Origin of the sequence: Micromonospora coxensis, assembly GCF_900090295.1 — a bacterium.
In the GTDB taxonomy this organism is placed as follows: domain Bacteria; phylum Actinomycetota; class Actinomycetes; order Mycobacteriales; family Micromonosporaceae; genus Micromonospora; species Micromonospora coxensis.
This window is the reverse complement of the sequence record NZ_LT607753.1, coordinates 2351474-2377131: the sequence shown is the minus strand read 5'-3', so window position 1 is coordinate 2377131 and position 25658 is coordinate 2351474. Positions and strand designations below refer to the sequence as shown.

The following is a 25658-nucleotide window of genomic DNA, read 5'->3' as shown; positions in this document are numbered from 1 at the left end:
TTGATCGACGCCATTCGGACCGGTCGGTACTAGGTATCCCGGGCCCCTGATACTTAAGGAAGCAGAGGATGGCCGAGCTGACCATCTCGACGGAGGAGATCCGCGGCGCCCTGGAGCGCTACGTCTCCTCCTACTCGTCCGACGTCTCCCGCGAGGAGGTCGGCACCGTCGCCGACACCGGCGACGGCATCGCCCACGTCGAGGGCCTGCCCTCGACCATGACCAACGAGCTCCTGGAGTTCGAGGACGGCACGCTCGGCGTGGCGTTGAACCTCGACGTCCGGGAGATCGGTGTCGTCGTTCTCGGTGACTCCGCCAAGCTGGAGGAGGGGCAGCGCGTCAAGCGCACCGGCCGGGTGCTCTCCGTGCCGGTCGGCGACGCCTTCCTCGGCCGCGTGGTCAACGCGCTCGGCCAGCCGATCGACGGGCTCGGTGACATCGCCAACGAGGGCTTCCGCGAGCTGGAGCTCCAGGCCCCGAACGTGATGGCCCGGCAGTCCGTCGAGGAGCCGCTGCAGACGGGCATCAAGGCCGTCGACGCCATGACCCCGATCGGCCGTGGCCAGCGTCAGCTGATCATCGGTGACCGGAAGACCGGCAAGACCACGGTCGCCCTGGACACCATCCTCAACCAGCGGGACAACTGGCGCTCCGGCGACCCGAAGAAGCAGGTCCGCTGCATCTACGTCGCCATCGGCCAGAAGGCCTCCACGATCGCCTCGATCAAGGGCATCCTGGAGGAGGCGGGCGCGATGGAGTACACCACCATCGTCGCCTCCCCGGCCTCCGACCCGGCCGGCTTCAAGTACCTCGCCCCGTACACCGGCTCGTCCATCGGGCAGCACTGGATGTACGGCGGCAAGCACGTCCTGATCGTCTTCGACGACCTGAGCAAGCAGGCCGAGGCGTACCGCGCCGTGTCGCTGCTGCTGCGTCGCCCGCCGGGCCGTGAGGCGTACCCGGGTGACGTCTTCTACCTGCACTCCCGCCTGCTGGAGCGCTGCGCCAAGCTCTCCGACGAGCTGGGTGGCGGCTCGATGACCGGTCTGCCGATCATCGAGACGAAGGCCAACGACATCTCGGCCTTCATCCCGACCAACGTCATCTCCATCACCGACGGCCAGATCTTCCTGGAGACCGACCTGTTCAACCAGGGCGTCCGGCCGGCCATCAACGTCGGCACCTCGGTCTCCCGGGTCGGTGGCGCCGCGCAGGTGAAGCCGATGAAGAAGGTCGCCGGCTCGCTGCGGCTGAACCTGGCCCAGTACCGCGAGCTGGAGGCGTTCGCCGCCTTCGCCTCCGACCTGGACCGGGCCTCCCGGGCCCAGCTGGAGCGGGGCTCCCGCCTGGTCGAGCTGCTCAAGCAGCCGAACTACTCGCCGTACCCGGTGCAGGAGCAGGTCGTCTCGGTCTGGGCCGGCACCGAGGGCAAGCTGGACGACATCCCGGTGGGCGAGATCCGTCGCTTCGAGTCGGAGTTCCTCCAGTACCTGCGCCACAAGCACGAGGGCGTCCTGGCGGCCATCGCCGACAACAAGTGGGGCGACGACATCATCGGCTCGCTCGACTCGGCCATCGCCGAGTTCAAGCAGATCTTCCTGGGCAAGGAGGACGAGCGGCGGATCAACGAGGCCCCGGCCAAGCCGCTGGAGGGCGAGGAGAGCCGCGAGACGGTGACCCGGTACGCCGACGACACCGAGAAGCAGTAGGGCTGACTCATGGCGGCCCAGGTACGCGTTCTTCGTCAACGGATCCGCTCGGCGAAGGGGATGAAGAAGATCACCAAGGCGATGGAGCTCGTGGCGACGAGCCGCATCGCCAAGGCCCAGGCCCGGGTGGAGGCGTCGCTGCCGTACGCCCAGGCCATCACCGGCGTGCTCACGGCGCTGGCCTCGAACGCCCGGATCGACCACCCGCTGCTCACCCCGCGCGAGCGGGTGCGGCGGGCGGGTGTCCTGCTCGTCACCTCCGACCGTGGTCTGGCCGGCGGTTACAGCTCCAACGCGATCAAGACGGCCGAGTCGCTGATCGCCCGGCTCAAGGCGGACGGCAAGGACCCGGTGCTGTACGTGATCGGCCGCAAGGGCGTCTCGTACTACCGGTTCCGCGACCGGGAGATGGCGGCGAACTGGACCGGCTTCTCGGAGCAGCCGACCTTCGACGCCGCGCGTGAGGTGGGCGAGACGCTGATCAAGGCGTTCACCGCCGGCGCGGACGACGTGGACGGCGAGGCCGGGGCGGACGGTGTGCTCGGGATCGACGAGCTGCACATCGTCTACACCGAGTTCCACAGCCTGATGACCCAGAACCCGGTCACGAAGATCATCGGCCCGATGCAGGTCGAGGACCGTCCGCGGTCCGAGGGCCTGCTGCCGGCGTACGAGTTCGAGCCGGAGGCGGAGGCGCTGCTCGACGCGCTACTGCCGAGGTACATCAACACGCGGATCTACGCGGCGTTGCTGGAGTCGGCGGCGAGCGAGTCGGCGGCCCGGCGGCGGGCGATGAAGAGCGCCACCGACAACGCCGAAGAGATGATCGAGAAGTACACGCGCGAGATGAACTCGGCCCGCCAGGCCGGGATCACCCAGGAGATCAGCGAGATCGTCGGCGGCGCGAACGCGCTCGCCGCGTCGGGAAGTGAAGTGTGATGACTGCCCCAGTAGAGACCAAGACGGCCACGGGTCGCGTGGTCCGGGTCATCGGCCCGGTCGTCGACGCCGAGTTCCCGCGCGACGCCATGCCGGCCCTGTTCAACGCCCTGCACGTGGACGTGAACCTGTCCGGCGGTGAGAAGACGCTGACCCTGGAGGTCGCCCAGCACCTGGGTGACAACATGGTCCGCGCGATCTCGATGCAGCCGACCGACGGCCTGGTCCGCGGCACCGAGGTGCGCGACACCGGCTCGCCGATCACGGTGCCGGTGGGCGACGCGGTCAAGGGCCACGTGTTCAACGCGATCGGCGAGTGCCTCAACCTGACCGAGGGCGAGACCCTCACCCCGGATGACCACTGGGGTATCCACCGCAAGGCCCCGGCCTTCGCGGACCTGGAGCCGAAGACCGAGATGCTGGAGACCGGCATCAAGGTCATCGACCTGCTCGCCCCGTACGTCAAGGGCGGCAAGATCGGCCTGTTCGGCGGCGCGGGCGTGGGCAAGACGGTGCTCATCCAGGAGATGATCACCCGAGTGGCCCGGAACTTCGGTGGTACCTCGGTCTTCGCCGGTGTGGGTGAGCGGACCCGTGAGGGCAACGACCTCATCGCCGAGATGACCGAGTCCGGCGTCATCGACAAGACCGCGCTGGTCTACGGCCAGATGGACGAGCCGCCGGGCACCCGGCTGCGGGTCGCCCTCTCCGCGCTGACCATGGCGGAGTACTTCCGCGACGTGAAGAAGCAGGAGGTGCTGCTCTTCATCGACAACATCTTCCGCTTCACGCAGGCCGGTTCCGAGGTCTCCACCCTGCTCGGCCGGATGCCGAGCGCCGTGGGTTACCAGCCGACCCTGGCCGACGAGATGGGCGAGCTCCAGGAGCGGATCACCTCCGTCCGGGGCCAGGCCATCACCTCGATGCAGGCGATCTACGTGCCCGCCGACGACTACACCGACCCGGCGCCGGCCACCACGTTCGCCCACCTGGACGCGACCACCAACCTGGAGCGGTCGATCTCCGACAAGGGCATCTACCCGGCCGTGGACCCGCTGGCGTCCTCGTCCCGGATCCTCGCCCCGGAGTTCGTCGGCGCCGAGCACTTCGCGGTGGCCACCGAGGTGAAGCGGATCCTGCAGAAGTACAAGGACCTGCAGGACATCATCGCCATCCTGGGTATCGAGGAGCTCTCCGAGGAGGACAAGCTCACCGTCGGCCGGGCCCGGCGGATCGAGCGCTTCCTGTCGCAGAACACCTACGCCGCCGAGCAGTTCACCGGCGTCCCGGGCTCGACGGTCCCGATCAAGGAGACCATCGAGGCGTTCCGGAAGATCAGCGAGGGCGAGTACGACCACTTCCCCGAGCAGGCGTTCTTCATGTGCGGCGGTCTGGACGACCTGGAGAAGAAGGCGAAGGAGCTGATGGCGGAGGGCTGAGACCTCCACCACATCCGTGAAGGCCACCCCGGCGACCGCCGGGGTGGCCTTCGGCCTTTCCACCGCTGTTCGTGCCCGGCGTCCGGTTCCCGGGTAAGCGATTCCCCCGTCGGCGCGGTACCGTTTCGAGCGCGGCGTCCACGAGTGGACGTCGATCCCGTGCAACGTTTCGCCATCGTTCGCCCGTCTCCTGAGTCGTGGGCGTGACGACGAATGGAGATGCTCGTGGGTAAGGCCGGCAAGGGCGGTGGCAAATCGTCCGTGTGGGCGGGCGTGCCGCGGTGGGCCCGCGCGTGCACCGTCTTCGGGGCCGTGCTCATGTTGCTCAGCGGCGCCGTCCTGGTCGGCTCGGAGGCGCTGCTGGCCCGCTACGAGGGCGCGGTCGGCAAGGCCGACCTCTTCGGTGACCAGGCGGCCGGGGCGCAGGAGCGCAAGAGCGACATCAAGGGCCCGTTGAACATCCTGCTGGTCGGGGTCGACCCGCGCAAGCCGGAGACCCCGCCGCTGGCCGACTCGATCATGGTGCTGCACGTGCCGGAGTCGATGGACCGGGCGTACCTCTTCTCCATGCCGCGTGACCTGTACGTGGACATCCCGAAGTTCGACAAGGCCAACTACGGCGGCGGCAGCGGCAAGCTCAACGGGGCCATGTCGCACGGCAGCATCGTGCAGGGGCAGAACCCGAGCGTCGCCCAGGGCTTCGAGCTGCTCGCCAAGACCGTCCAGCAGGTCACCGGGATCGACCGCTTCGACGCCGGCGCGATCATCAACTTCACCGGCTTCCAGAAGATCGTCGACGCGATGGGCGGCGTCGACATGTACATCGAGCGGGACGTGAAGTCCGAGCACCGCGAGCCGGACGGCAAGCACCGCAAGGGCAACCCGTACGGCGAGGGCTACATCGGCCCGCAGGCGGAGTACAAGAAGGGCAACCAGCACCTGAACGGCTGGCAGGCGCTGGACTACGTGCGGCAGCGCTATCCGAAGAACGGCGTCCCGGACGGCGACTACGGCCGCCAGCGCCACCAGCAGCAGTTCGTCAAGGCGATGGTCAAGCAGGCGTTCAGCGCCGACGTGGTGACCAACCCGATCAAGCTGGACCGGGTGGTCCGGGCCGCCGGGCAGTCGCTGACCTTCAACGGCCGGGGCAACAGCGTCGTCGACTTCGCCCTCGCCCTCAAGGGCGTCCGGGCGGAGAACGTCGAGCTGATCAAGCTGCCGGGGGAGGGGATCGGCACCGGCTCGGCGTACCGGGGGGAGCGGCTGCTGCCCGTCGCCGAGGACTTCTTCACCGCCCTCAAGAACGAGCAGCTCGACGCCTTCCTGCTGGAGCACCCGGAGTTCCGCAACCGGAACAAGTGACCCCCCCGCCCCGACCGGGCCGGCGCGGTGCCGGCCCGCTCTGGCGTGTCGACGGCGCGGTGGCGCAGGTCTCGCCACCCGCGTTGGGTCGCCCACGGTGGCGGGACTAGACTTTCGACAATCCGCCGCCGCAGCAAGGAGACAGCGTGGCACAGCAGCTTCACGTCGAGCTCGTAGCCGTCGAGGAGAAGGTCTGGTCCGGCGAGGCCGAGATGGTCGTCGCCCGGACGACCGAGGGTGAGCTGGGTGTGCTGCCGGGGCACGCGCCCCTGCTCGGCCAGCTCGCGGAGCCCAGCCAGGTCCGCATCAAGCAGGCCGGCGGCGAGCAGGTCGCCTACGACGTCGCCGGCGGCTTCCTGTCGGTGACCGGTGAGGGCGTGACCGTCCTCGCCGAGAGCGCCACCCCGGCCACTCCGGCCCGCTGAGCCGATCCGCCGATGGAGATCGTGGAAGGGATCGGAATCGGCATCGCGGTGGTCCTCGCCGCAATCCTGATCCTTTTCGTCCGTCGGGCGGTGGTCACCCGTAGCGGGGGCATCATCCGGCTCGGCGTACGGGTCACCACGGTCCTCGACGGTCGCGGCTGGTCTCCCGGATTCGGTCGTTTCGTCGGCGACGAACTCCGGTGGTACCGGCTGTTCAGCTTCGCGCTCCGACCCAAGCGGGTGCTCTCCCGCAAGGAGTTGATCGTGGAGCGGCGTCGGCTGCCGGAGGGGCAGGAGCGCTTCTCCATGCCGGCCGACTGGGTGATCCTCCGCTGTACCAGTCAGCACGCGCCCGTCGAGATCGCCATGGCGCGCTCCACGGTCACCGGATTCCTGTCCTGGCTCGAGGCCGCCCCGCCCGGGGCGGCCTCGCCGCGTCTGGCCTCCCAGGACTGGCCCGCCGCCTGATCCCACCCGGGGGTCGGGCGGGACGCCGCACGGATCCGCTCAGCGGCCGGGGCTCAGCGGCCGGCGGCAGTGGTAGACGAGGGCCGGGGGCAGGTTCCCCCACACCGTCCGCCCCACCGTGACCTCGTCGAAGCGTCCGGCCAGCAGCCCGCGGAACCGCCGGGCCGCCGGCGCCACCAGGGCGTGCCGGTACGCGAACGTGGTGAAGACACCGTCCGCGTCGAGCGTACGCAGGACCCCACCCATGATCGTCTGCTGCCGGGCCGCCCCGAGGACCGCCCACGGCAGCCCACTGACCACCACGTCGGCCCGCCGGTGCCCCCGGGTGGCGAGCAGGGTGTCGACGTCGGCCGCGTCACCGGTGACCACCTCGACGCCAGGGTGGCGCGCGGCGAGGGCGGCGGCGAAGGTCGGGTTGAGTTCCACGGCGAGGTGGTGGCCGCGCCCGTCCAGCCGCTCCTGGATCGCCCGGGTGAAGGCGCCGGTGCCGGGACCGAGTTCGACCACGACCGGGCAGCCCGTGCGGGGCACCGCGGCGGTGATGTCCCGGGCCAGCGTGGCGCTGCTGGGCACCAGTGCGCCCACGGACAACGGGTGCCGGGTGAACTGGCCGAGGAAGGTGGCGGTGTCGGCGATCATGCTGATCGACGCTATGCCGCCGGTGATCCGCCGGCCTCGTGCCGCCGGGCGCGCTCCCGGCCACCCGCAGGGCCCGGACCGGCCACCCGGAGGAGGGGCGGCGACCGGCGGGAGGACCGGGGACCCGGTCCGGCATCCGTAGGGTGGCCGGGTGGGACGTCTACGTGGCTGGTGGCCGGAGCTGCTGCTCGGGCTGACCACGGCCGTGCTCGGCTACGCCACCACCCGGCTGACGGTGCCCGCGGTGCCCCGGGAGGAGTGGGCCGGCGCGTTCGCCGTCGCGGCCGGGCTGGTGCTGGTCGGCGTACGCCGGGCGCCGTGGGCGGTGCTGGCGGTGGAGTCGGTGTTGCTGCTGGTGGCCGACACGGTGACCCCCACCGGGGCGGACAACCCCCAACTGGCGGCCGGGATCGCGCTGGGCTTCGTGGCGTACCGGACGGGCTGGGCGGCCACCGTCGCCGGGCTGCTGCTCTTCTGGACGGTGACCCTGGTCAACGTCATCGATCCGGGCAACGAGCAGATCCTGGCCGGCGGCGCGGGGGCGGTGCGGCTGGTCATGCTCGCCGCGATGGTCACCGCGCCGGTCGCCTTCGGCCGCTACCTGCGCGGGGTGCGGACCGCTGCCCGGGTGGCGGAGGAGCGGGTCCGGGAGGCGGAGAGCCGGCGTGCGGCGGAGACGCTGGCCGCCCGGCTGGCCGAGCGGGCCATGATCGCCCGCGACCTGCACGACATCCTCGCCCACCACATCGGTGCGATCGCGCTGCGCGCCGGCTCCGCCCGGTACGCGGTGCAGCACACCGGCCGGACCGACGAGGCGGTCACCGCGCTGGGCGAGCTGCGGGACACCGCCGCGCACGTGCTGGACGAGCTGCGGGAACTACTGGACGTGCTGCGCGACCCGGAGACGGTCGAGCCGGCCGCCGGACAGCTCGAACCGGAGCAGCTCATCCGAGACGCCGAGCAGGTGGTCCGGGAGGCGGGTGTGGCGGTCGGTACGACGATGTCCCCGGCGTTGTCCGCCACTCCGCTGGTGCTGCGGACGACGGCGGCGCGGGTGGTACGGGAGTCGCTGACGAACACGTTGAAGCACGCCGGCCCCGGGGCGGTCGCCTCGGTGGACATCCGGGTCGCCGACGGCGCCCTGCTGGTGGAGGTGCGGGACAGCGGCCCGGAGCGGCCACGGCCGGCGCTGCCGCCCTCCGGGTACGGGTTGGCCGGGATGCGCGAGCGGGTCGGCCTGCTCGGTGGCACGCTCACGGCAGGCCCCACACCCGGTGGTGGATGGCGGGTGCGGGTCCGGCTGCCGATCAGGGAGAACACGTGATCAGGGTGCTCGTCGTCGACGACCAGGCGCTGGTCCGCGCCGGTGTCGGCCTGCTGCTGCGGACCGCCGGCGACCTGGAGGTGGTCGGCGAGGCCGGCGACGGCGCCGAGGCGGTCCGGCTCACCGAGCGGTTGCGACCGGACGTGGTGCTGATGGATCTGCGGATGCCCCGCCTGGACGGTATCGAGGCGACCCGGCGGATCCTGGACCGGCACCCGGGCGCGCGGGTGGTGGTGCTGTCCACCTTCGCCGACGACGAGAACGTCTACGGCGCGCTGGGCGCGGGCGCGATCGGCTACCTGGTGAAGGACGGCGCGCCGGAGGACCTGATCGACGCGGTGCGCCGGGCTGCACGGGGCGAGTCGCTGCTCGCCCCGGACGTGCTGGCCCGGATAGTCCGGCGGGCGGTCGCCGCGCACGAGCAGGAGGTACACCCCGGGCCGGCGGCGGAGTCCGGCAGGCGTCTGCTCAGCCTCCGGGAGCGTGAGGTGCTGGCGCTGGTCGGGGCGGGGCTGTCGAACGCGGAGATCGGCGTCCGGCTGCACCTGGGGGTGACGACCGTGAAGACGCACGTCTCCGCCGCCATGGAGAAGCTGGAGCTGCGCAACCGGGTGCAGGCGGCGGTGGTGGCCCACCGGTTGGGGCTGGTCGACGACGACTTCCGCCCGGTGCCGGACCCGGGTGCCCCCTAGGGCGACGTCCGGCCACTGGGAGGAGGGCCGGCGACCGGCGGGAGGACCGGCGGGGCGTTCCCCGCCCGGCACGCTCGACAGGTGACAGTCCTCGATTCTCTGCTCGACCGGCTCGGCACCCTCCCGCCCGGCGTCGTCCTGCTGGTGGCGGCGCTGCTGCTCGCCGCCGAGGTGGGGCTGCTCGTCGGCGTCCTGCTGCCCGCGGCGACCACCATGCTCACGGTGGGGCTGCTGGCCCGGGCCGGGCAGCTGGAGCTGCCGACGGCGCTGGCGGTGACCACGGCCGCGGCCTTCGCCGGGGACCAGCTCGGCTACCTGGAGGGGCGGCTGCTCGGGTCACGGCTGCGCGAGGGCCGGATGGGGCGGTGGATCGAGGCGGACCGGTGGCGCCGCACGGAGGAGCTGATCTCCCGGCGGGGCGGGCCGGCGGTGCTGCTGGGCCGGTGGACGGCGTTCGTGCGTACCCTGATGCCCCGGGTGGCGGGCGCGGCCGGCCTGCCGTACTCCCGGTTCGTGCTCTTCGACGGGCTCGCGGTGCTGGTCTGGGTGCCGGGGACGGTGCTGCTCGGATGGGCGGTCGGCACGGTGCCGACCGGCGTCCCGGCGCTGGCCGGGCTCGGGCTGGTCGTGGTCGGCACGGCGGTGGTGGCCGTGCGCCGGCGGCGGGCCCGCCGGCGGTCCTGTCCGGGTCCGGTGCGGCACGCCCGCCGGCCGTCCGGGCCGGGGGGTTCGCGGCGGCCCGGCGGACGGCGGGGGGCGCCGGCGCGGCGCGGCGCCCTCGACCGGTGCTGACCGCTCAGTCGCCCCCGGCGACCAGTTCGACCTCGTAGCCCTGGTTGTCGGTCAGGTACGCGGCGTAGGTGCCCGGGCCGCCGGCGTGCGGGTGGCGGTCGGGGAAGAGCAGCGTCCAGCCGTACGCCGGCGCGGCCGCCACCAGCCGGTCCACCTCGGCGGGCGGACCGGCGTGCAGAGCCAGGTGGTTGAGGCCGGGCGCGAGCCGGTCGTGGACCCGCCCGGAGAGCGCCGGGGACTCCTCCAGCACCAGGTACGTCGGGCCGAGCCGCCAGGACCGGCCGGCCGGCCAGTCCTGGTACGGCGTCCAGCCCAGCTCGCCGAGGAGCCAGCCCCAGCTCGTGGTGGCGGCGTCGAGATCGGGTACCCAGACCTCGACGTGGTGCAGCGCCCCGACGGTCAGCGCTTGCCGCCCGGCACCCATAGCACATCTCCGCCCGGATTTGCCGACCTTGACAGGATGAACAGCAGGTCGGAGAGGCGGTTGAGATACTTTGCCGGAAGGGAGCTGGTGCGATCCGGATCGTGAGCGACCAGTGCCCAGGCCGCCCGCTCGGCGCGCCGGGCGATCGTCCGTGCCACGTGCAGCAGCGCCGCGCCAGCGGTGCCGCCGGGGAGGATGAAGGAGTCGAGCTTGCCAAGGCGCGCGTTGTACTCGTCGCACCAGCCCTCGAGACGCTCGACGTACTCCTCGGTGACCCGCAGCGGCGGGTACTTCGGGTCCGGCTCGACGGGGGTGGCCAGGTCGGCGCCCACGTCGAACATGTCGTTCTGGATTGAGCTCAGCACCGCCCGCAGCTCGTCGTCGAGCTGCCCCAGCGCGAGCGCCACGCCGATCGCGGCGTTGCACTCGTCGACATCCGCGTACGCGGCGATGCGCGGATCGGTCTTCGGCACCTGCTCGTTGTTGCTCAGCCTGGTCATGCCGGCGTCGCCGGCCTTGGTGTAGATGCGCGTGAGGTGGACGGCCATGACGCACAGCCTACGGATACCGGACCTGACGATCCCGGCCCGGCCGGACCCGGCCGCCGGCTGGCCCGCCGGGGTGGGGCCGGGCGACGCCGGTGACCCGGCGGTCACCGACGTCGACGTCATCCGGGTGGCCGGTGACGCCCGGCTGGCCGGCACGGTGCACGTGGTGGGCGCGAAGAACTCGGCGTTGAAGCTGATGGCGGCGGCGCTGCTGGCCCCCGGGCGCACGGTGATCACCAACGTCCCCCGGATCACCGACATCGCGATCATGGGTGAGGTGCTGCGCCGTCTCGGCTGCGAGGTGCGCTTCGAGGCGGACGACCCGGTCGACCCGATGGTGGCGGGCGGCGGAACGGCCCGGTCCCGCTCGGTCGTCATCGACGTGCCGGAGCGGCCGGGCACCGAGGCCGACTACGACCTGGTCCGGCGGCTGCGCGCGTCGATCTGCGTGCTCGGCCCGCTGCTGGCCCGCCGGGGCTACGTCCGGGTGGCCCACCCGGGCGGTGACGCGATCGGTTCCCGGGGCCTGGACATGCACATCGCCGGGCTGGCCCGGATGGGCGCGGACATCTCCGGCGAGCACGGCTTCGTCATCGCCGCCGCCCCCGAGGGGCTGCACGGCGCGGAGATCGTGCTGGACTTCCCGAGCGTCGGGGCGACCGAGAACCTGGTGATGGCGGCGGTGCTGGCCCGGGGCGTGACGGTGATCGACAACGCCGCCCGCGAGCCGGAGATCGTCGACATCTGCACCATGCTCAACCAGATGGGCGCGCGGATCTCCGGCGCCGGCAGCTCGATGCTGCGCATCGTCGGGGTGTCCGGGCTGCGTCCGGTGCGGCACGCCACGGTGGGGGACCGGATCGTCGCCGGGACGTGGGCGTTCGGCGCGGCGATGACCCGGGGGGACGTCACGGTCACCGGCATCGACCCGGCGTTCCTGGAGGTGGCGCTGGACAAGCTGGTCTCGGCCGGCGCGCTGGTGGAGACCCGCGGCGACGCCTTCCGGGTACGCGCCGACGACCGGCCGGCGGCCGTGGACGTGGTGACCCTGCCCTACCCGGGCTTCGCCACCGACCTGCTGCCGATGGCGATCGGGCTGGCCGCGGTGAGCGACGGGGCGTCGCTGATCACCGAGAACATCTTCGACGGCCGGTTCATGTTCGCCAACGAGATGATGCGCCTCGGCGCGGACATCAAGACCGACGGGCACCACGCGGTGGTCCGGGGCCGCGACCGGCTCTCCGGCGCGCCGGTGCGGGCCACCGACATCCGGGCCGGCGCGGGACTGATCATCGCCGGGCTCTGCGCGGACGGGGTCACCGAGGTCTCCCACGTCCACCACGTCGACCGGGGGTACCCGGACTTCGCGGCCGACCTGCGGGCGCTCGGCGTGGAGGTCGAGCGGGGCACCGCCCCACAGGCCCCGGACCTGACCATCTGAACGCCCGGACCCGTTCCCGCCGGTGGTGGACACCGCCGCTGTTTGCGGCGTGTTGCGGCATCTCGGCCCTGGGATACCGCGACACGCCGCAAGGGGTGAGAGGAATGGAGCGCCGCCGGTGCCTTAGCCCTCGTTCAGGCTCGCCCACTAGGGTGCAGTCAGACACTCAATCGCAGCGAGGGAGAAGCAGATGGCGGGTCGACTCGCGGTCGTCGGTGCCGGGCTGATGGGTTCGGGTATCGCCCAGGTGGCGGCGCAGGCGGGCTGGCAGGTGACGCTGCGGGACCTGGACGACGCGGCCACCAGGCGCGGCGTCGACGGCATCCGGAAGTCGCTGGAGAAGTTCGCCGAGAAGGGCAAGCTCGACCCGTCCGAGGTCGACGCCACCCTGGCGCGGATCAGCACCACCACCGACCTGGAGGCGGCGGCCGACGCGGACATCGTCGTCGAGGCGGTCTTCGAGAAGATCGAGATCAAGCACGAGGTGTTCCGCGCGCTGGACAAGATCTGCAAGTCCGACGCGGTGCTCGCCACCAACACCTCGGCCATCCCGGTCACCCAGATCGCCACGGTCACCGAGCGGCCGGAGGCGGTCGTCGGCACGCACTTCTTCTCGCCGGTGCCGATGATGAAGCTCTGCGAGCTGGTGCGCGGCTACAAGACCAGCGACGAGACGATCGCGACGGCGAAGGCGTTCGCCGAGGGGATCGGCAAGACCGTCGTGGTGGTCAACCGGGACATCGCCGGTTTCGTCACCACCCGGCTGATCTGCGCGCTCGCCATGGAGGCGGTCAAGCTGGTCGAGTCCGGCGTGGTCTCCGCCGAGGACCTGGACACCGCCTGCAAGCTCGGCTTCGGCCACGCCATGGGCCCGCTGGCCACGGTCGACCTGACCGGCGTGGACGTGCTGCTCAACGCCACCCGCAACATCTACACCGACACCGCGGACGAGAAGTTCTTCCCGCCGGAGCTGCTCCAGCGGATGGCCACCGCCGGCGACCTGGGCCGCAAGACCGGCCAGGGCTTCTACCAGTACTGAGCGCGACTCCGCGCCGCCGCACCCGGTGCGACGGCCGCGACGACGACGGGGGCCGGACGCTGACGCGTCCGGCCCCGGTCACGTCCGGCGGTCTCAGCCGTCGCGCTTGGTGGTCCAGCGGAAGGTGGTCAGGCAGAGCACCAGGCCGATCACGCACCACAGGGCGAGCACCAGGGCGACCCGGTCCAGCTCGAACGAGCCACCGGGCTCCCGGGCGCCGAAGCTGTCGGGCAGGAAGACCGCGCGCAGCCCCTGGCACATCCACTTGAGCGGGAACAGGGCCGCGACCTGCTGCATCCAGCTGGGCAGGCTGGTGAAGACGAAGAACACGCCGGAGATGAACTGGAGCACCAGCGCCACCGGCGTCACCACCGCCGAGCCGCTGCGGGCGGTGCGGGCCAGCGACGAGATGGCGATGCCGCAGAGGGTGCAGGCGGTCACGCCGAGCACGGAGACCCAGCCGAAGGTGAGCCACTTGCCGGCGGTGCCCGGCAGGTCGAGGTCGAACAGGGCCACCGAGACGGCGAGCAGCAGCGCGGTCTCGGCGATCCCGATCGCCACCACCATGATCACCTTGCCGGCGAACCAGACCCACTTCGGCATCGGGGTGCCCCGGTAGCGCTTGAGCACGCCCCGGTCCCGCTCGATCGGGATCCAGATGCCGAGGTTCTGGAAGCTCACCGTCATCAGGCCGGTGGCGATCATGCCGGTGATGAAGTACTGGGTGTAGCTGACCCCGGGGGCGATCTCGTCGCTGAAGATCGCCGCGAAGATCAGGATCATGATGATCGGGAAGCCCATCGTGAAGACGACGGACTCCCGGCTGCGCAGGAACTGGGTGATCTCCAGCCGGCCCTGCCGCAGGGCGAGCGTCCCCGCGCCCAGCCGCCGGGCGGGCACGGCGGCGGCCCGGGCCGCCGGCTTCGTGGTGGTGGTCATCAGTGTCCGATCATCTTCAGGTAGACGTCTTCCAGGGTCGGCCGGGTCACCGTCAGCCCGGGGACCTCGCCGCCGAAGCGCGCGGCCAGCTCCGCCACCAGCGCCGTCGGCGTCGCGCTCTGCGCGGTCTCCGGCGTCCCGTCCGGGGTACGCCAGGAGACCGTCGCCAGCGCCTCCTGCCGGTTGCCGAGCCGGTTCGGCGGGGCCACCTCGACCAGCCGTCCGGCGGCGATCACCCCGACCCGGTCGGCGAGGGCCTCCGCCTCGTCCAGGTAGTGGGTGGTGAGCACGATGGTGGTGCCGGCGGCGGCCAGGTCTCGGATCAGCTCCCAGAACTCGCGCCGCGCCTCCGGGTCGAAGCCGGTGGTCGGCTCGTCGAGGAAGAGCAGTTCGGGGCGGCCGATGATGCCCAGCGCCACGTCGAGCCGGCGCTTCTGACCGCCGGAGAGGGTGTGGGTGCGGGCGGTCGCCTTGCCGGCCAGCCCGACCCGCTCGATGACCTTGTCCGGGTCGTCGGCGTCGGCGTAGAAGCCGGAGAAGTGCCGGACCACCTCGGCGACGGTCAGCTCGTCGAACTCGCCGGTGCCCTGGAGCACGATGCCGACCCGGGAGCGGTGGTGGGCGTCCGGGTCGGCCGGGTCGCTGCCGAGCACGCGTACCTCACCGGCGTCGCGCCGCCGGTAGCCCTCCAGGATCTCCACCGTGGTGGTCTTGCCCGCGCCGTTCGGGCCGAGCAGGGCGAACACCTCGCCCCGGTGGACGTCGAGATCCACTCCCGCCACCGCGACGGTGTCGCCGTACGCCTTGCGCAGTCCCCGTACGGAGATCGCGAGCTGGTCATCCATGACGTCAAGTGTGCGGCCCGCCGGGGCCGGCCGGCTGCCGGGGGTGTGGTGGTGTCGGCCATGTCGCGCCCCGCGTACCCGGTGGTCCGCTCCATGGACCTGTGTGGTTTTCCACAACCCGTTTTACTGAACGGTAACTTAAACTCCGGCCATGGATGAGAAGGCTCTCCCCGGCCGGCTGCCCGAGCGCGACCGCCCCTGGGTGATGCGCACCTATGCCGGCCACTCCTCGGCCGCGGCCACCAACGCGCTCTTCCGGCGCAACCTGGCCAAGGGGCAGACCGGCCTCTCGGTCGCCTTCGACCTGCCCACCCAGACCGGGTACGACCCGGACCACGAACTCGCCGCCGGCGAGGTCGGCCGGGTCGGCGTGCCGGTGGCGCACCTCGGCGACATGCGGGCCCTCTTCGACGGCATCCCGATCGCCGAGATGAACACCTCCATGACCATCAACGCGCCGGCGATGTGGCTGCTCGGGCTCTACGGCACGGTCGCCGCCGAGCAGGGCGCCGAGCTGTCCCGCTGCGCCGGCACCACCCAGAACGACATCATCAAGGAGTACCTGTCCCGGGGGACGTACATCTTCCCGCCGGCGGCGTCGCTGCGGCTCACCGCCGACGTCATCGCGTACACGCTGCGCGAGATGCCGCGCTGGAACCCGGTCAACATCTGCTCGTACCACCTCCAGGAGGCCGGGGCCACGCCGGTGCAGGAGGTCGGCTTCGCGCTCTCCACCGCCGTGGCCGTGCTCGACGCGGTGCGCGACTCCGGCCAGGTGCCCGCCGAGCGGATGGGCGACGTGGTGCAGCGGATCTCGTTCTTCGTCAACGCCGGGGTGCGCTTCGTCGAGGAGATCGCCAAGATGCGTGCCTTCGGCGCGCTCTGGGACGAGATCACCCGCGAGCGCTACGGGGTGACGAACCCGAAGCAGCGTCGGTTCCGCTACGGCGTGCAGGTCAACTCGCTCGGCCTGACCGAGGCCCAGCCGGAGAACAACATCCAGCGCATCGTGCTGGAGATGCTCGGCGTCACCTTCTCCCGGGACGCCCGGGCCCGCGCCGTGCAGCTGCCCGCCTGGAACGAGGCGCTGGGCCTGCCCCGGCCCTGGGACCAGCAGTGGTCGCTGCGGATGCAGCAGGTGCTGGCGTACGAGTCGGACCTGCTGGAGTACCCGGACCTCTTCGAGGGCTCGCACGTGATGACCGCGCTGGTCGACGACATCGTCACCGGGGCGCGGATCGAGCTGGAGAAGGTGCTGGAGATGGGGGGCGTGGTCGCCGCCGTGGAGACCGGCTACCTCAAGAGCGCCCTGGTCGCCTCGCTCGCCGACCGGCGTCGCCGGATCGAGTCCGGCGCCGACGTGGTGGTCGGCGTCAACCGGTTCACCGAGACCGAGCCGTCGCCGCTGACCGCGGCCGGCGCCGAGGCCGTCGAGCAGGTCGATCCCGCCGTCGAGGCGGCCGCCACCGCCTCCGTACGCGAATGGCGGGCCGGTCGGGACACGGCGGCGGTGGACGCCGCGCTGGCCCGGCTCCGCGCGGACGCCGCGACCACGACGAACCTGATGGACGCGACGTTGCAGTGCGTGCGGGCCGGGGTGACCACCGGCGAGTGGGCCGGCGCGCTGCGCCAGGTCTTCGGCGAGTACCGGGCGCCGACCGGGCTGGCCGGCGCGGCCGGGGCCGGCGGCGACGCCACCCTGGGCGCGGTCCGCGAGCGGGTCGCCGCCACCGCCCGCGAGCTGGGCAGCGGCCGGCTGCGGCTGCTGGTCGGCAAGCCGGGCCTGGACGGGCACTCCAACGGCGCGGAGCAGATCGCGGTACGCGCCCGCGACGCCGGCTTCGAGGTGGTCTACCAGGGCATCCGGCTGACCGCCGGGCAGATCGTGGCCGCCGCCGTCGAGGAGGACGTGGACCTGGTCGGCCTCTCGGTGCTCTCCGGCTCGCACCTGGCGGCGGTGCCGGCGGTGCTGGACGGGCTGCGCGCCGCCGGGCGGGGCGACCTGCCGGTGGTGGTCGGCGGCATCATCCCCGCCGGGGACGCCGACGCGCTGCGGGCCGCCGGGGTGGCCCGGGTCTTCACCCCGAAGGACTTCGCGTTGACCGGGATCATCGACGAGTTGGTCACCGTGATCCGGGAGGCCAACGGGCTGGCCGGCTGAGCGACCCGCCGGCCCCGCGTCCCCGGGGCCGGCGGGCGTCCCCCGACCGCCTCAGCGGCTCTGGTACGTCATGCAGTCGGCCATGTCCATGGACCCGCCGACGCTGATCGCCGGGGCGTGGCACTCCAGCTCGGCGTTGTGCCGGCAGTCGGCCCGCTGACACGCGCCGACCTGGGCGATCGCCTGCTCCAACCCGCCGCGTACCGGCATCTCGATGAACGTGTGGCAGTGCGCGTGGTCGCTGCTGCCGATCGTGATGGCGAACGCGTGGCAGTCGTTGGTGTGGTTGTAGGCGCAGGACGAGGCAGCGCAGTCCTGGACGCGGGGCATCTCCATCGCGGCGGTCATGACGACCCTCCCTCTCGGCTCTGCCCCGATGGTAGGCGTTTGGGAGGATTTGTCGGGCCGCTTCCGCCCGTCGTCACCCGCATCCGCCCGCCGTCATCCGCAGACGCGCCAGGCGCCGTCCTCCTTGACCAGGGTGAACACCTGCGTGCTCGCGCTGCCGGTCTCCGTGGTCAGCCGTACCGTCGCGCTGCCCCGGACCCGGCCGTTGGTGGTGGTGACGTTGACGCCGCCGACCTCGTAGCCGACCAACCGCGGCTGGGCCTCCTGCTGCCGGGTGAACTCCGCCAGCGGCGTCCGCTCCCGTCGCTCCCGACAGAGCAGGCCGTACGCCCGCTGGTGGTCGCCCGCCCGGACGGCGTCCAGGTAGCTCGTCGTGGCGTCGCTGACCGGCCCGACCGCCTCCTTGACCGCGCCGTAGACGAGGTAGCCGCCGACCGCGCCGCCGACACAGCAGAGCGCCAGCACGACGCCGACGACGACCAGGACGATCCGCAGCGTGCGACGGTTGCTCCTCGGCGCTGTGGCCGGCTCGTACGTCATGGCCGCAGGCTAGGACCGGGGCGCAACCCGGGCCGGGTCGCCCAGCACCTCGGAGAGCGGGGCCGGCTCCAGCCCCCGCTCGGCCAGCCCGGCCAGGATGTGCGGCAGCGCCTCGTCGGTCATCGGCGCGTTCGCCTCGGTCACGTGCAGGATGATCACCGACCCGGGCCGGACCTGGCTCAGCACCGCCCGGACGATCGGCTGCCAGTACTTTGCGAACGGGTCGCCGCTGACCACGTCACCGTCCACCACGGTCAGCCCCAACGGCGCCAGCTCGGCCAGCGCCGTCCGGTCGTGGCAGAGCCCCGGGAAGCGGAAGTACCGGGTCTGCCGCCCGCCGTACGGGGCGATCACGTCGAAGGTGCGCGCCACGTCGGCGGTCATCTCCCGCCGGGGCAGCGGCGTCAGGTGGTAGCAGTCCGACGTGAACGCCGCGTGCCCGTAGGTGTGGTTGGCCAGCTCGAACCGGGGGTTGGCGGCCAGTCGCCGGGTCAGCTCCGGGTACTCCCGCACCCACTTGCCGGTGAGGAAGAAGGTCGCCGGCACCCGCTGCCGCTCCAGCAGCTCCACGATCGCCAGGTTGGCGTACGACGGCGGGTTCGGGCCGTGCAGCTGGCGGCGCATCGCGTCGGTCATGTCCGCGTCGAAGGTGAGCGCCACCTTCCCACCCGTACGCGGCCCGTGGTCGACGACCGGCGGCAGGGTGCCCGGCTCCGTCGCGCCCGGCAGTCGGGCGTCGTCACCCGTCCGGCCCGGGTCCGCCACGGTGCTGCCCGGGTCCGCGGCGGTGTTCCCGGGGTCCGTGGTGGTGCCGCCCGGCGTGGTGGGGCGGGGTGGGCTGCCGGCCGGGGTCGTGGTGGCCGGCGCTGTGCCGGCCGGGGTCGTGGTGGCCGGGTCGAGGGCGGTCGCCTGCACCCGACTCCGCAGCGGGGTCGGGGCGAGGAGCAGCGCGAGGACGGCGACGAGCGCGGCTGCCGCGGCGGCGAGCGGGATGCGGGGATTCTTCACGTGCACCGGGTGATGATCGCAGCGCGGTGGGGGTGTGGGTGGCCCCCGAACGGTCCCTGTTCGGCTGCGTCTGTGGGTGTGGCGCGGTTCCCCGGGTGGTGTGGTGGTGCGCCGTGTGGTGGCGGGGCCGTGACTGGTGCGGCTGGCCGCGACAGGGGGCGGCCGGGGCGGGCGCTGTGCCTGCCGGAGCTGTCGGTGGTCGGGGGTGGTGTGGCCCGACCGTGCCCGGCTCCGGGCGGTCAGGCTTGATCCCTGCGCCGGTCACGGTCGGGCCACACCACCGTCGTGTTCGGCCGTCGTGCGGGCGTGCGGCGTCCGTGGTGTCCGTTTCGGGTACGGGGGCGGGTCTTCGCGCCGGCTGATGCATCCGGCCTCCGCCGCGCGTCGGTGGTCGGCCGTCGTCCGTGCGTGTGAGGTCCGTGGTGTCCGTTTCGGGTACGCGGGCCGGGGTGTTCGCCTCGGGTCACGCGGTTAGTTGGCCGGTTTCGGGTGCGGTTGTTGCTGCCCTGGCGAGGACAACTGCACCCGAGGGTGGTGTGCGGGTCGGTCAGTCTGTGGCTGGTTGTCCGGTTCAGGGGTGCCGGGGTGGTGGGTCCTTGTTCGGTTGGTGCCTGGTTGGTGTGCGGGGTCCTGTGGTCGGGGGCACTCGGGTGGCGGAATGGTGGCGGGGGCGGGGTCGTTACATTCTCTGGACGATCGCAGCAGCACACCCGGCTGTACCGGCCCTGATCCCGGGGCCTGACCCGGGGGTGCGGGGCCTGGAATGTTGGTGGCCCGCCGGTCGTTACACATGGTCCCGGCGCCGCAAGCCCCCCGTGCTTGGCGTGACCGCGAACCCCTCGGGTTCGCGAGGAGCCGGACATCGACTTTCCCCCTTTGTTGTGTGAGCGCCTGTCGAGGTGCCCCGCATGCGGTGTCGTCCCCCGGCGACGCGTGTGTGTCGACCCCCGGATGGAGCTTTGCTATGAACACCATGATCATTCGTAAGAGCGTTCTGGGTATTGCTGGTCTGGCTTTCGCCGGTGGTGTGTTCGCCGGTCCGGTGACCGAGGCGCACGCCGCCCCGGCTGCCGATGTGAAGACCGTCGCTGTCATGGCCGCTGACAAGCCGGCCGTGGACAAGGGCAAGCTGATTCCGCACGGTGTGCAGGGTGCGCAGTCGCGTATCGACCTGTCCGATGAGCAGGTCGGCAACGTCAAGGCGATCATCGCCGCCACCAAGAAGGCGGGCATGGACGAGCGGGCTGCGGTGGTGTCGATCGCCACGGCGCTGCAGGAGTCGAAGCTGGAGAACCTCGGCCACCTGGGTGAGCGTAACGATCACGACTCGCAGGGCCTGTTCCAGCAGCGCCCCTCCAGCGGTTGGGGCACGGTCGAGCAGATCACCGACCCCGAGTACTCCACCCTGGCGTTCCTGAAGGGTCTCAAGCAGGTCGACGGCTGGCAGGACATGCCGCTGACCGAGGCCGCCCAGACCGTGCAGGTCTCGGCCTACCCCGACCACTACGCCCAGTGGGAGCAGCAGGCCGCCGACCTCGTCGCCGAACACTGGAACAGCTGACCCACCCACACAACGCTGGCCGGCACCCCGAACAGGGGTGCCGGCCAGCGGCGTATCGGGCCGAGCCGGGTCAGCGGGGTGGGGTCAGACGCGGAAGCCGGCGGCGCGGGCCGCCTCGCGTTCGCGGCGGCGCTCGCCCCGCCGGCGCAGGAACCAGAAGAGGAAGGCCACCAGGCCGAGCAGGAACGCCAGCACCAGCACCGGCAGGATGATCGCCACCAGGGACATCACCACGCTGGTCGCGTCCTCGGCGGTGCTCGCCACCGGCGCGCCGAAGCCGGCGGTGGTGGCGTTGACGACGGGCCGGGCGGCCGACTTGAGCAGGTGCACGCCGAGGGCGATCACCACGCCGGTCACCACCGGCACCCACTGGTTCGACGAGAAGAAGCTGCCCGGGTCGCTGACCGTCACCGTCTCGGAGCTGGCACCGGCACCGAAGGCCAGGCCACCGGCGGTCGGACGGACCACGGTCTGCACGACGTCGTTGACGTGGTCGACCACCGGGACCTTGTCGGCGACGACCTCGACGGCGAGCAGCACCGCCAGGATCGCCAGGACCCAGCCGTTGCCGAGCCACTGCCAGCCGCTGGGCAGGTCGATCAGGTCGGTGTAGCGGGCGAGCAACCCCATGGTGAGCAGGGGGATGTAGGCGTTCAGGCCCGCCGAGGCGGCGAGCCCGGTGCCGGTGAGGACTTCGAACACCGTCTCAGCATCGCACCGGCACGCCAGTGCCGCTCGTCGGCGACGGGCCGGTCCTCGGCTACCCTCGTCGGGTGCGGCTGGTGATTGCGAAGTGCTCGGTGGACTACGTCGGACGGCTCTCGGCTCACCTGCCGCCGGCCACCCGACTGCTGATGGTGAAGGCGGACGGCTCGGTGTCGATCCACGCGGACGACCGGGCGTACAAGCCACTGAACTGGATGAGCCCGCCCTGTCGGCTGGAGGAGGCCCCGGGCGTCTGGCGCGTGGTCAACAAGGCCGGCGAGGAACTGCGGATCACCCTGGAGGAGATCTTCCAGGACACCTCGTACGAGCTGGGCGTCGATCCGGGGCTGCGCAAGGACGGCGTCGAGGCGCACCTGCAGGAGCTGCTGGCCGCCAACCCGGAGACCCTCGGCGAGGGCTTCACCCTGGTCCGGCGCGAGTACATGACCGCGATCGGCCCGGTCGACCTGCTCTGCCGGGACGCCAACTCCGGCGCGGTCGCGGTCGAGGTGAAGCGGCGCGGCGAGATCGACGGCGTGGAGCAGCTCACCCGCTACCTGGAGCTGATGAACCGTGATCCGCTGCTCGCCCCGGTCACCGGCGTCTTCGCCGCGCAGGAGATCAAGCCGCAGGCCCGCGTCCTCGCCACCGACCGGGGGATCCGGTGCGTGGTGGTCGACTACGACAAGCTGCGCGGCATCGAGCGCGACGAGCTGACCCTGTTCTGAGCCGACACCCGCTCAGCGCCGGCCGTACATCAGCTTGGCGGCCTTGACCAGGCGGGCGACGTCGCCCGCGGTCCGCTCGAAGGTCATCGACGGCAGCAACGACCGGGCCCGGCGGCGGGTGATCGACTTGGCCCGGCCGAACTCGCGCAGCCCGTCCTCGCCGTGGATCCGCCCGAAGCCGGAGTCACCCACCCCGCCGAACGGCAGGGTGGACATCCCGGCGAAGGTGAGCGCCGAGTTGACCGAGGCCATGCCCGAGCGCAGCCGCCGGGCGATCGCCACCGCCCGCCTGCGGCCGAAGACCGCACCCCCCAGGCCGTACGACAGGGCGTTGGCCCGGCGTACGGCCTCGTCGGCGTCGCGGACCCGGTTGATGGTCAGGGTGGGGCCGAAGGTCTCCTCGCGGACGGCCGCCGAGGACTCCGGGACGTCCACCAGCACGGTCGGATGCACGTACGGGGGACGCACCGCGTCCGGCCCGCCGAGCACGGCGCGTCCACCGGCGTCGATCGCGTCGTCGATGTGCCGGCGGATCACGTCGAGCTGGCTCGGCATGGTGATCGGGCCGATGTCCGCGCCCTCGGCGCCGACGGTCAGCCGTTCGGCCTTGGCGACCACCTTGCCGACGAACGCGTCGAAGACCGGGTCGACGGCGTAGACCCGCTCGATGCCGATGCAGGTCTGCCCGGCGTTGGTCAGCGCGCCCCAGACGCACGCCTCGGCGGCGGCGTCCAGGTCGGCGTCGCTGTCGACGATCATCGCGTCCTTGCCGCCGGCCTCCAGCAGCACCGGGGTCAGCGTCTCGGCGCAGGCGGCCATCACCTTCTTCGCGGTGGCGGTCGAGCCGGTGAAGGCGAGCTTGCCCACGCCCGAGCGGCACAGCGCCGCGCCCACGTCGCCGAGGCCGTGCACGGCGGTCAGCACCGGCTGCTCCCCGACCACCTCGGCGAAGCTGTCGACCAGCCACTGCCCGACGGCCGGCGTGTACTCGCTGGGCTTGAGCACGACCGCGTTGCCGGCCGCGAGGGCGTACGCGGCGGAGCCGATCGGGGTGAAGACCGGGTAGTTCCACGGGCCGATCACACCGACCACGCCGTACGGCTGGTATTCGAGGTGGCCGGTGAACTCGGCGAGGATCAGCCGGGAGCGGACCCGGCGCGGCCCCAGGACCCGGCCGGCGTTGCGGGCGGCCCAGTCGATGTGCTCGATGGCGGTGAGGATCTCGACGATCGCGTCGGGGACCGGCTTGCCGCCCTCGACGTGCACCAGCTGCGCCAGCTCCTCGATCCGCCGGGCGAGTAGGGCGCGCCAGCGCAGCAGCCGCTCCCGCCGCCCGGTGAAGCCGAGCCCGGCCCACCAGTCGGCGGCGGCGCGGGCGCGGTCCACCGCACGGGCGACGTCGTCGGGGGTGGCGACGGGGAACCGGCCGGCCTCCTCGCCCGTCGCCGGGCTCGTCGAGACCAGGTGACCGTCGTCGATGACCGGGGTGCCGGGGACATGCACAGCCGTCATGGCGGAAGTCTAGACCCGAAGATTACTCACCGGTAGGGGTGCTGACGGCCGTCGAAGCGTCCGCCGCCGGCGCCGAAGCGGTGGCGGGCCGGAGCGGGTCGTCCGGACGGGTCACGGATCGGCCAACGTGAGTTGTCCGGCCGGGGTCGCGGAGGTGGCCGGCCGGGTGGTGAGGTGGTGGTGCGCAACTGGCAGGCTGAGCCGGGGTGACGGTGGGTGGGGAGCTGACTGTCCATGAAGGAACATCCGGAACTGACGCCGCTGATGACGGTGACGGCGGGCATGATGCGCGGGGCCAGCTTCCGGCTGAGCCCACGTCCACAGGTGATCGGGCGTACGCCCGACGCCGACATCGTGGTGCCCGATCCGCACCTGAGCCGGCGGCACGCCGAGGTGCGGCTGACCGACGCCGGGGCGGTCCTGGTCGATCTGGGGTCGACCAACGGGACCTGGCTCAACGACCGGCGGATCACCGGCGAGGAGCCGCTCGCCGACGGCGACGTGATCCGGCTCGGCCGTACCGAGCTGCGCTTCTTCGACCCCGGGCTGGCCACGACCGACCCGGTCGGGCTGCGCTTCCTCGGCGGTGGGGGCGGCGACGCGCGGCGCCACCACCGGCCGACGGTGCCGCTGCCGGTGGGTGGACTGGCCAACGGGCCGACCGACGCCTGGCCGTCCGGCGGCACGCCGGTGGCCTCGGTCGGCCGGGGCGACGGCCCCGCCTGACCCGCCGGCCGAGCTTGCGTACCGGCGGCGGCCGAGCCGGCGCGGTGGAGCCGGCCGCAGCTGCCCGCCCGGCCCGGCCGCCGCCATGCCGCGCCGCCGTCGCAGCGTCGCCCGCCGGGCCGACGAGGCCGTCGTGCGACGCGGCGGTGGTCGCCAGGTCCGGCCGGCCGATCATGGTCGGCCGCACCATGGACCCGGGTCACCGGCCGTGGCAGCATGCCGCGGATGGAGACCGAGCAGCGGACCGTGACGGCGAACGGGATCACCCAGCGGGTCCGGGTCGCCGGCCCGCCGGACGGCGTGCCGGTGCTGCTGGTGCACGGCAACGTCTCCTCGTCCGCCTTCTGGGAGCCGCTCGTCCGCCGGCTGCCGTCGACGCTGCGGGTGGTCGCGCCGGACCTGCGCGGGTACGGCGACACCGAGCCCGCCCCGCTGGACGGGAGCCGGGGGCTGGCCGACTTCGCCGACGACGTGGCCGCCCTGCTCGACGCCCCGGGGCTGTACCCGTCCGGCGCGCGACCGGTGGTGGTCGGGCACTCCCTCGGCGGGGGCGTGGCGATGCGGCTGCTGGTGGACCGGCCCGACCGGGTGGCGGGCCTGCTGCTGGAGGCGCCCGTCTCCCCGTACGGCTTCGGTGGCACCCGGGACCTCGACGGCACCCCGACCAGCCCCGACCTCGCCGGCACCGGCGGCGGCACGGCCAACCCCGAGTTCGTGGCCCGGCTCGCCGCGAAGGACCGCGGCGTCGACGGCCCGACCAGCCCGCGCACCGTGCTGCGGACGGCGTACGTCGCCGACCCGGCCAGCCTCGGCGACGACGAGGAACTGCTGCTCGACAGCGTCCTGAGCACCGTGGTCGGCGACGACAACTACCCGGGCACCGGGGTGGCGTCCCCGCACTGGCCCGGCACGGCGCCGGGGGAGCGGGGCGTGTTCAACGCCCTCGCCCGCTTCCGGATCGCCGACGAGCTGGTCGCCGTCGGAGTCAAGCCGCCGGTCACCTGGGTACGCGGTGACGCCGACGTGATCGTCTCCGACACCTCCCTGTTCGACCTGGCGTACCTGGGGTCGCTGGGGATGGTGCCGGACTGGCCCGGTGCGCGGGCCTGCCCGCCGCAACCGATGGTCGGGCAGACCAGGGCGGTGCTGGCGCGGTACGCCGCCGCCGGCGGGTCGTACCGGGAGGTGGTGCTCCCCGGCTGCGGGCACAGCCCGCACCTGGAACGGCCGGCGGAGTTCGTGGCGGAGCTGCTGGCGCTGGCCGGGGTCCGGACATCGGGCTGAACCGCTGCGTGAAATATCCCACGGCGTCTCGACAACGTAGCGTCACGTGGCAGACTCCGG

Annotated in this window: 26 protein-coding genes; 16 read left to right on the top strand and 10 right to left on the bottom strand. The window is 72.4% G+C overall.

Going from position 1 to position 25658, the window contains the following annotated elements; genetic code table 11:
- The first annotated feature begins 68 nt into the window (after window positions 1–68).
- The 6 genes from atpA to GA0070614_RS10585 all read left to right on the top strand — a co-directional run bounded on the left by atpA (window position 69) and on the right by GA0070614_RS10585 (window position 6342).
- The gene (atpA, locus tag GA0070614_RS10610; protein ID WP_088975800.1) at window positions 69–1709 is read left to right on the top strand and encodes a F0F1 ATP synthase subunit alpha; all 1641 of its coding nucleotides are present in this window, start codon (window positions 69–71) and stop codon (window positions 1707–1709) included.
- A gap of 9 nt (window positions 1710–1718) precedes the next feature.
- Entirely contained in the window at window positions 1719–2648 is a 930-nt protein-coding gene (locus tag GA0070614_RS10605) for a F0F1 ATP synthase subunit gamma (protein ID WP_088975799.1), read from the top strand.
- Complete coding sequence (gene atpD, locus GA0070614_RS10600) at window positions 2648–4087, top strand: F0F1 ATP synthase subunit beta (protein WP_088975798.1); 1440 nt, start codon at window positions 2648–2650, stop codon at window positions 4085–4087. The genes GA0070614_RS10605 and atpD overlap by 1 nt, the downstream gene beginning before the upstream one ends.
- 219 nt (window positions 4088–4306) lie before the next feature.
- Complete coding sequence (locus tag GA0070614_RS10595; protein ID WP_088979359.1) at window positions 4307–5449, top strand: LCP family protein; 1143 nt, start codon at window positions 4307–4309, stop codon at window positions 5447–5449.
- 146 nt (window positions 5450–5595) lie between these two features.
- Window positions 5596–5874, top strand: a complete 279-nt coding sequence (locus tag GA0070614_RS10590; RefSeq protein ID WP_088975797.1) for a F0F1 ATP synthase subunit epsilon — start codon at window positions 5596–5598, stop codon at window positions 5872–5874.
- 12 nt (window positions 5875–5886) lie between these two features.
- Window positions 5887–6342 (top strand): DUF2550 domain-containing protein, encoded by a 456-nt coding sequence (locus GA0070614_RS10585; RefSeq protein WP_088975796.1) that lies wholly within the window; start codon window positions 5887–5889, stop codon window positions 6340–6342.
- 39 nt (window positions 6343–6381) lie between these two features.
- On the opposite strand, the gene GA0070614_RS10580 is transcribed toward GA0070614_RS10585, so the two are convergent.
- Window positions 6382–6981: a class I SAM-dependent methyltransferase gene (locus tag GA0070614_RS10580; protein ID WP_088975795.1), complete on the bottom strand. Its 600-nt coding sequence runs from the start codon at window positions 6979–6981 to the stop codon at window positions 6382–6384.
- Window positions 6982–7132: 151 nt separating this feature from the next.
- On the opposite strand from GA0070614_RS10580, the gene GA0070614_RS10575 reads away from it, so the two are divergent.
- From GA0070614_RS10575 to GA0070614_RS10565, 3 genes are all read left to right on the top strand, one after another.
- Window positions 7133–8305 carry a sensor histidine kinase gene (locus tag GA0070614_RS10575; protein ID WP_088975794.1) on the top strand — a complete coding sequence of 391 codons (1173 nt, stop codon included), beginning with the start codon at window positions 7133–7135 and terminating at the stop codon, window positions 8303–8305.
- The gene (locus tag GA0070614_RS10570; RefSeq protein ID WP_088975793.1) at window positions 8302–8997 is read left to right on the top strand and encodes a response regulator; all 696 of its coding nucleotides are present in this window, start codon (window positions 8302–8304) and stop codon (window positions 8995–8997) included. Before GA0070614_RS10575 ends, GA0070614_RS10570 begins: the two co-directional genes overlap by 4 nt.
- 81 nt (window positions 8998–9078) lie before the next feature.
- Entirely contained in the window at window positions 9079–9789 is a 711-nt protein-coding gene (locus GA0070614_RS10565; RefSeq protein ID WP_088975792.1) for a DedA family protein, read from the top strand.
- Between the two features lie 4 nt (window positions 9790–9793).
- Here GA0070614_RS10565 and GA0070614_RS10560 read toward each other — a convergent pair whose 3' ends face one another.
- Window positions 9794–10213, bottom strand: a complete 420-nt coding sequence (locus GA0070614_RS10560) for a VOC family protein (protein WP_088975791.1) — start codon at window positions 10211–10213, stop codon at window positions 9794–9796.
- Window positions 10189–10761: a cob(I)yrinic acid a,c-diamide adenosyltransferase gene (locus GA0070614_RS10555; RefSeq protein ID WP_088975790.1), complete on the bottom strand. Its 573-nt coding sequence runs from the start codon at window positions 10759–10761 to the stop codon at window positions 10189–10191. The genes GA0070614_RS10560 and GA0070614_RS10555 overlap by 25 nt, the downstream gene beginning before the upstream one ends.
- On the opposite strand from GA0070614_RS10555, the gene murA reads away from it, so the two are divergent.
- Together murA and GA0070614_RS10545 are read left to right on the top strand one after the other, a co-directional pair.
- Window positions 10760–12202, top strand: a complete 1443-nt coding sequence (murA, locus tag GA0070614_RS10550) for a UDP-N-acetylglucosamine 1-carboxyvinyltransferase (protein ID WP_088975789.1) — start codon at window positions 10760–10762, stop codon at window positions 12200–12202. The genes GA0070614_RS10555 and murA overlap by 2 nt on opposite strands.
- A 190-nt stretch (window positions 12203–12392) precedes the next feature.
- A complete protein-coding gene (locus tag GA0070614_RS10545) occupies window positions 12393–13241 on the top strand; it encodes a 3-hydroxyacyl-CoA dehydrogenase family protein (RefSeq protein ID WP_088975788.1) in 849 nt (282 codons plus the stop codon).
- A gap of 93 nt (window positions 13242–13334) precedes the next feature.
- Here GA0070614_RS10545 and GA0070614_RS10540 read toward each other — a convergent pair whose 3' ends face one another.
- Both GA0070614_RS10540 and GA0070614_RS10535 read right to left on the bottom strand, forming a co-directional pair.
- Window positions 13335–14180: an ABC transporter permease gene (locus tag GA0070614_RS10540; RefSeq protein ID WP_088975787.1), complete on the bottom strand. Its 846-nt coding sequence runs from the start codon at window positions 14178–14180 to the stop codon at window positions 13335–13337.
- Window positions 14180–15025, bottom strand: coding sequence for an ABC transporter ATP-binding protein (locus tag GA0070614_RS10535; protein WP_088975786.1), 846 nt, complete (start codon window positions 15023–15025; stop codon window positions 14180–14182). Before GA0070614_RS10535 ends, GA0070614_RS10540 begins: the two co-directional genes overlap by 1 nt.
- 151 nt (window positions 15026–15176) lie before the next feature.
- Between GA0070614_RS10535 and GA0070614_RS10530 the strand changes: the two genes are divergently transcribed.
- Entirely contained in the window at window positions 15177–17186 is a 2010-nt protein-coding gene (locus GA0070614_RS10530; RefSeq protein WP_088975785.1) for a protein meaA, read from the top strand.
- 51 nt (window positions 17187–17237) lie between these two features.
- Here the strand turns inward: GA0070614_RS10530 and GA0070614_RS10525 are convergent, their stop codons facing one another.
- The 3 genes from GA0070614_RS10525 to GA0070614_RS10515 all read right to left on the bottom strand — a co-directional run bounded on the left by GA0070614_RS10525 (window position 17238) and on the right by GA0070614_RS10515 (window position 19088).
- The gene (locus tag GA0070614_RS10525; RefSeq protein ID WP_088975784.1) at window positions 17238–17534 is read right to left on the bottom strand and encodes a DUF1540 domain-containing protein; all 297 of its coding nucleotides are present in this window, start codon (window positions 17532–17534) and stop codon (window positions 17238–17240) included.
- A gap of 93 nt (window positions 17535–17627) precedes the next feature.
- Window positions 17628–18074 (bottom strand): Rv0361 family membrane protein, encoded by a 447-nt coding sequence (locus GA0070614_RS10520; RefSeq protein ID WP_088975783.1) that lies wholly within the window; start codon window positions 18072–18074, stop codon window positions 17628–17630.
- 9 nt (window positions 18075–18083) lie between these two features.
- On the bottom strand, window positions 18084–19088 hold the full coding sequence (locus tag GA0070614_RS10515; protein WP_088975782.1) for a polysaccharide deacetylase family protein: 1005 nt from the start codon (window positions 19086–19088) through the stop codon (window positions 18084–18086).
- Between the two features lie 958 nt (window positions 19089–20046).
- Between GA0070614_RS10515 and GA0070614_RS10510 the strand changes: the two genes are divergently transcribed.
- Window positions 20047–20643 (top strand): hypothetical protein, encoded by a 597-nt coding sequence (locus tag GA0070614_RS10510; RefSeq protein WP_088974259.1) that lies wholly within the window; start codon window positions 20047–20049, stop codon window positions 20641–20643.
- A gap of 84 nt (window positions 20644–20727) precedes the next feature.
- Here GA0070614_RS10510 and GA0070614_RS10505 read toward each other — a convergent pair whose 3' ends face one another.
- Window positions 20728–21345, bottom strand: coding sequence for a DUF4126 domain-containing protein (locus GA0070614_RS10505; protein WP_088975781.1), 618 nt, complete (start codon window positions 21343–21345; stop codon window positions 20728–20730).
- Between the two features lie 71 nt (window positions 21346–21416).
- On the opposite strand from GA0070614_RS10505, the gene nucS reads away from it, so the two are divergent.
- On the top strand, window positions 21417–22076 hold the full coding sequence (nucS, locus tag GA0070614_RS10500) for an endonuclease NucS (RefSeq protein WP_088979358.1): 660 nt from the start codon (window positions 21417–21419) through the stop codon (window positions 22074–22076).
- 12 nt (window positions 22077–22088) lie between these two features.
- On the opposite strand, the gene GA0070614_RS10495 is transcribed toward nucS, so the two are convergent.
- Window positions 22089–23588, bottom strand: coding sequence for an aldehyde dehydrogenase family protein (locus tag GA0070614_RS10495; RefSeq protein WP_088975780.1), 1500 nt, complete (start codon window positions 23586–23588; stop codon window positions 22089–22091).
- A 234-nt stretch (window positions 23589–23822) separates the two neighbouring features.
- On the opposite strand from GA0070614_RS10495, the gene GA0070614_RS10490 reads away from it, so the two are divergent.
- Both GA0070614_RS10490 and GA0070614_RS10485 read left to right on the top strand, forming a co-directional pair.
- Window positions 23823–24314, top strand: a complete 492-nt coding sequence (locus tag GA0070614_RS10490) for an FHA domain-containing protein (protein ID WP_088975779.1) — start codon at window positions 23823–23825, stop codon at window positions 24312–24314.
- Window positions 24315–24539: 225 nt separating this feature from the next.
- Window positions 24540–25598, top strand: a complete 1059-nt coding sequence (locus GA0070614_RS10485) for an alpha/beta fold hydrolase (protein WP_088979357.1) — start codon at window positions 24540–24542, stop codon at window positions 25596–25598.
- Window positions 25599–25658 lie beyond the last annotated feature (60 nt).

Excerpts from the sequence above, each read along its gene's own strand:
- atpA (WP_088975800.1), top strand. The coding sequence starts at position 69 with ATGGCCGAGCTGACCATCTCGACGGAGGAGATCCGCGGCGCCCTGGAG.
- GA0070614_RS10605 (WP_088975799.1), top strand. The coding sequence starts at position 1,719 with ATGGCGGCCCAGGTACGCGTTCTTCGTCAACGGATCCGCTCGGCGAAG.
- atpD (WP_088975798.1), top strand. The coding sequence starts at position 2,648 with ATGACTGCCCCAGTAGAGACCAAGACGGCCACGGGTCGCGTGGTCCGG.
- GA0070614_RS10595 (WP_088979359.1), top strand. The coding sequence starts at position 4,307 with ATGCTCGTGGGTAAGGCCGGCAAGGGCGGTGGCAAATCGTCCGTGTGG.
- GA0070614_RS10585 (WP_088975796.1), top strand. The coding sequence starts at position 5,887 with ATGGAGATCGTGGAAGGGATCGGAATCGGCATCGCGGTGGTCCTCGCC.
- GA0070614_RS10580 (WP_088975795.1), bottom strand. The coding sequence starts at position 6,981 with ATGATCGCCGACACCGCCACCTTCCTCGGCCAGTTCACCCGGCACCCG.
- GA0070614_RS10560 (WP_088975791.1), bottom strand. The coding sequence starts at position 10,213 with ATGGGTGCCGGGCGGCAAGCGCTGACCGTCGGGGCGCTGCACCACGTC.
- murA (WP_088975789.1), top strand. The coding sequence starts at position 10,760 with ATGACGCACAGCCTACGGATACCGGACCTGACGATCCCGGCCCGGCCG.
- GA0070614_RS10555 (WP_088975790.1), bottom strand. The coding sequence starts at position 10,761 with ATGGCCGTCCACCTCACGCGCATCTACACCAAGGCCGGCGACGCCGGC.
- GA0070614_RS10545 (WP_088975788.1), top strand. The coding sequence starts at position 12,393 with ATGGCGGGTCGACTCGCGGTCGTCGGTGCCGGGCTGATGGGTTCGGGT.
- GA0070614_RS10540 (WP_088975787.1), bottom strand. The coding sequence starts at position 14,180 with ATGACCACCACCACGAAGCCGGCGGCCCGGGCCGCCGCCGTGCCCGCC.
- GA0070614_RS10535 (WP_088975786.1), bottom strand. The coding sequence starts at position 15,025 with ATGGATGACCAGCTCGCGATCTCCGTACGGGGACTGCGCAAGGCGTAC.
- GA0070614_RS10530 (WP_088975785.1), top strand. The coding sequence starts at position 15,177 with ATGGATGAGAAGGCTCTCCCCGGCCGGCTGCCCGAGCGCGACCGCCCC.
- GA0070614_RS10525 (WP_088975784.1), bottom strand. The coding sequence starts at position 17,534 with ATGACCGCCGCGATGGAGATGCCCCGCGTCCAGGACTGCGCTGCCTCG.
- GA0070614_RS10520 (WP_088975783.1), bottom strand. The coding sequence starts at position 18,074 with ATGACGTACGAGCCGGCCACAGCGCCGAGGAGCAACCGTCGCACGCTG.
- GA0070614_RS10510 (WP_088974259.1), top strand. The coding sequence starts at position 20,047 with ATGAACACCATGATCATTCGTAAGAGCGTTCTGGGTATTGCTGGTCTG.
- GA0070614_RS10495 (WP_088975780.1), bottom strand. The coding sequence starts at position 23,588 with ATGACGGCTGTGCATGTCCCCGGCACCCCGGTCATCGACGACGGTCAC.
- GA0070614_RS10490 (WP_088975779.1), top strand. The coding sequence starts at position 23,823 with ATGAAGGAACATCCGGAACTGACGCCGCTGATGACGGTGACGGCGGGC.
- GA0070614_RS10485 (WP_088979357.1), top strand. The coding sequence starts at position 24,540 with ATGGAGACCGAGCAGCGGACCGTGACGGCGAACGGGATCACCCAGCGG.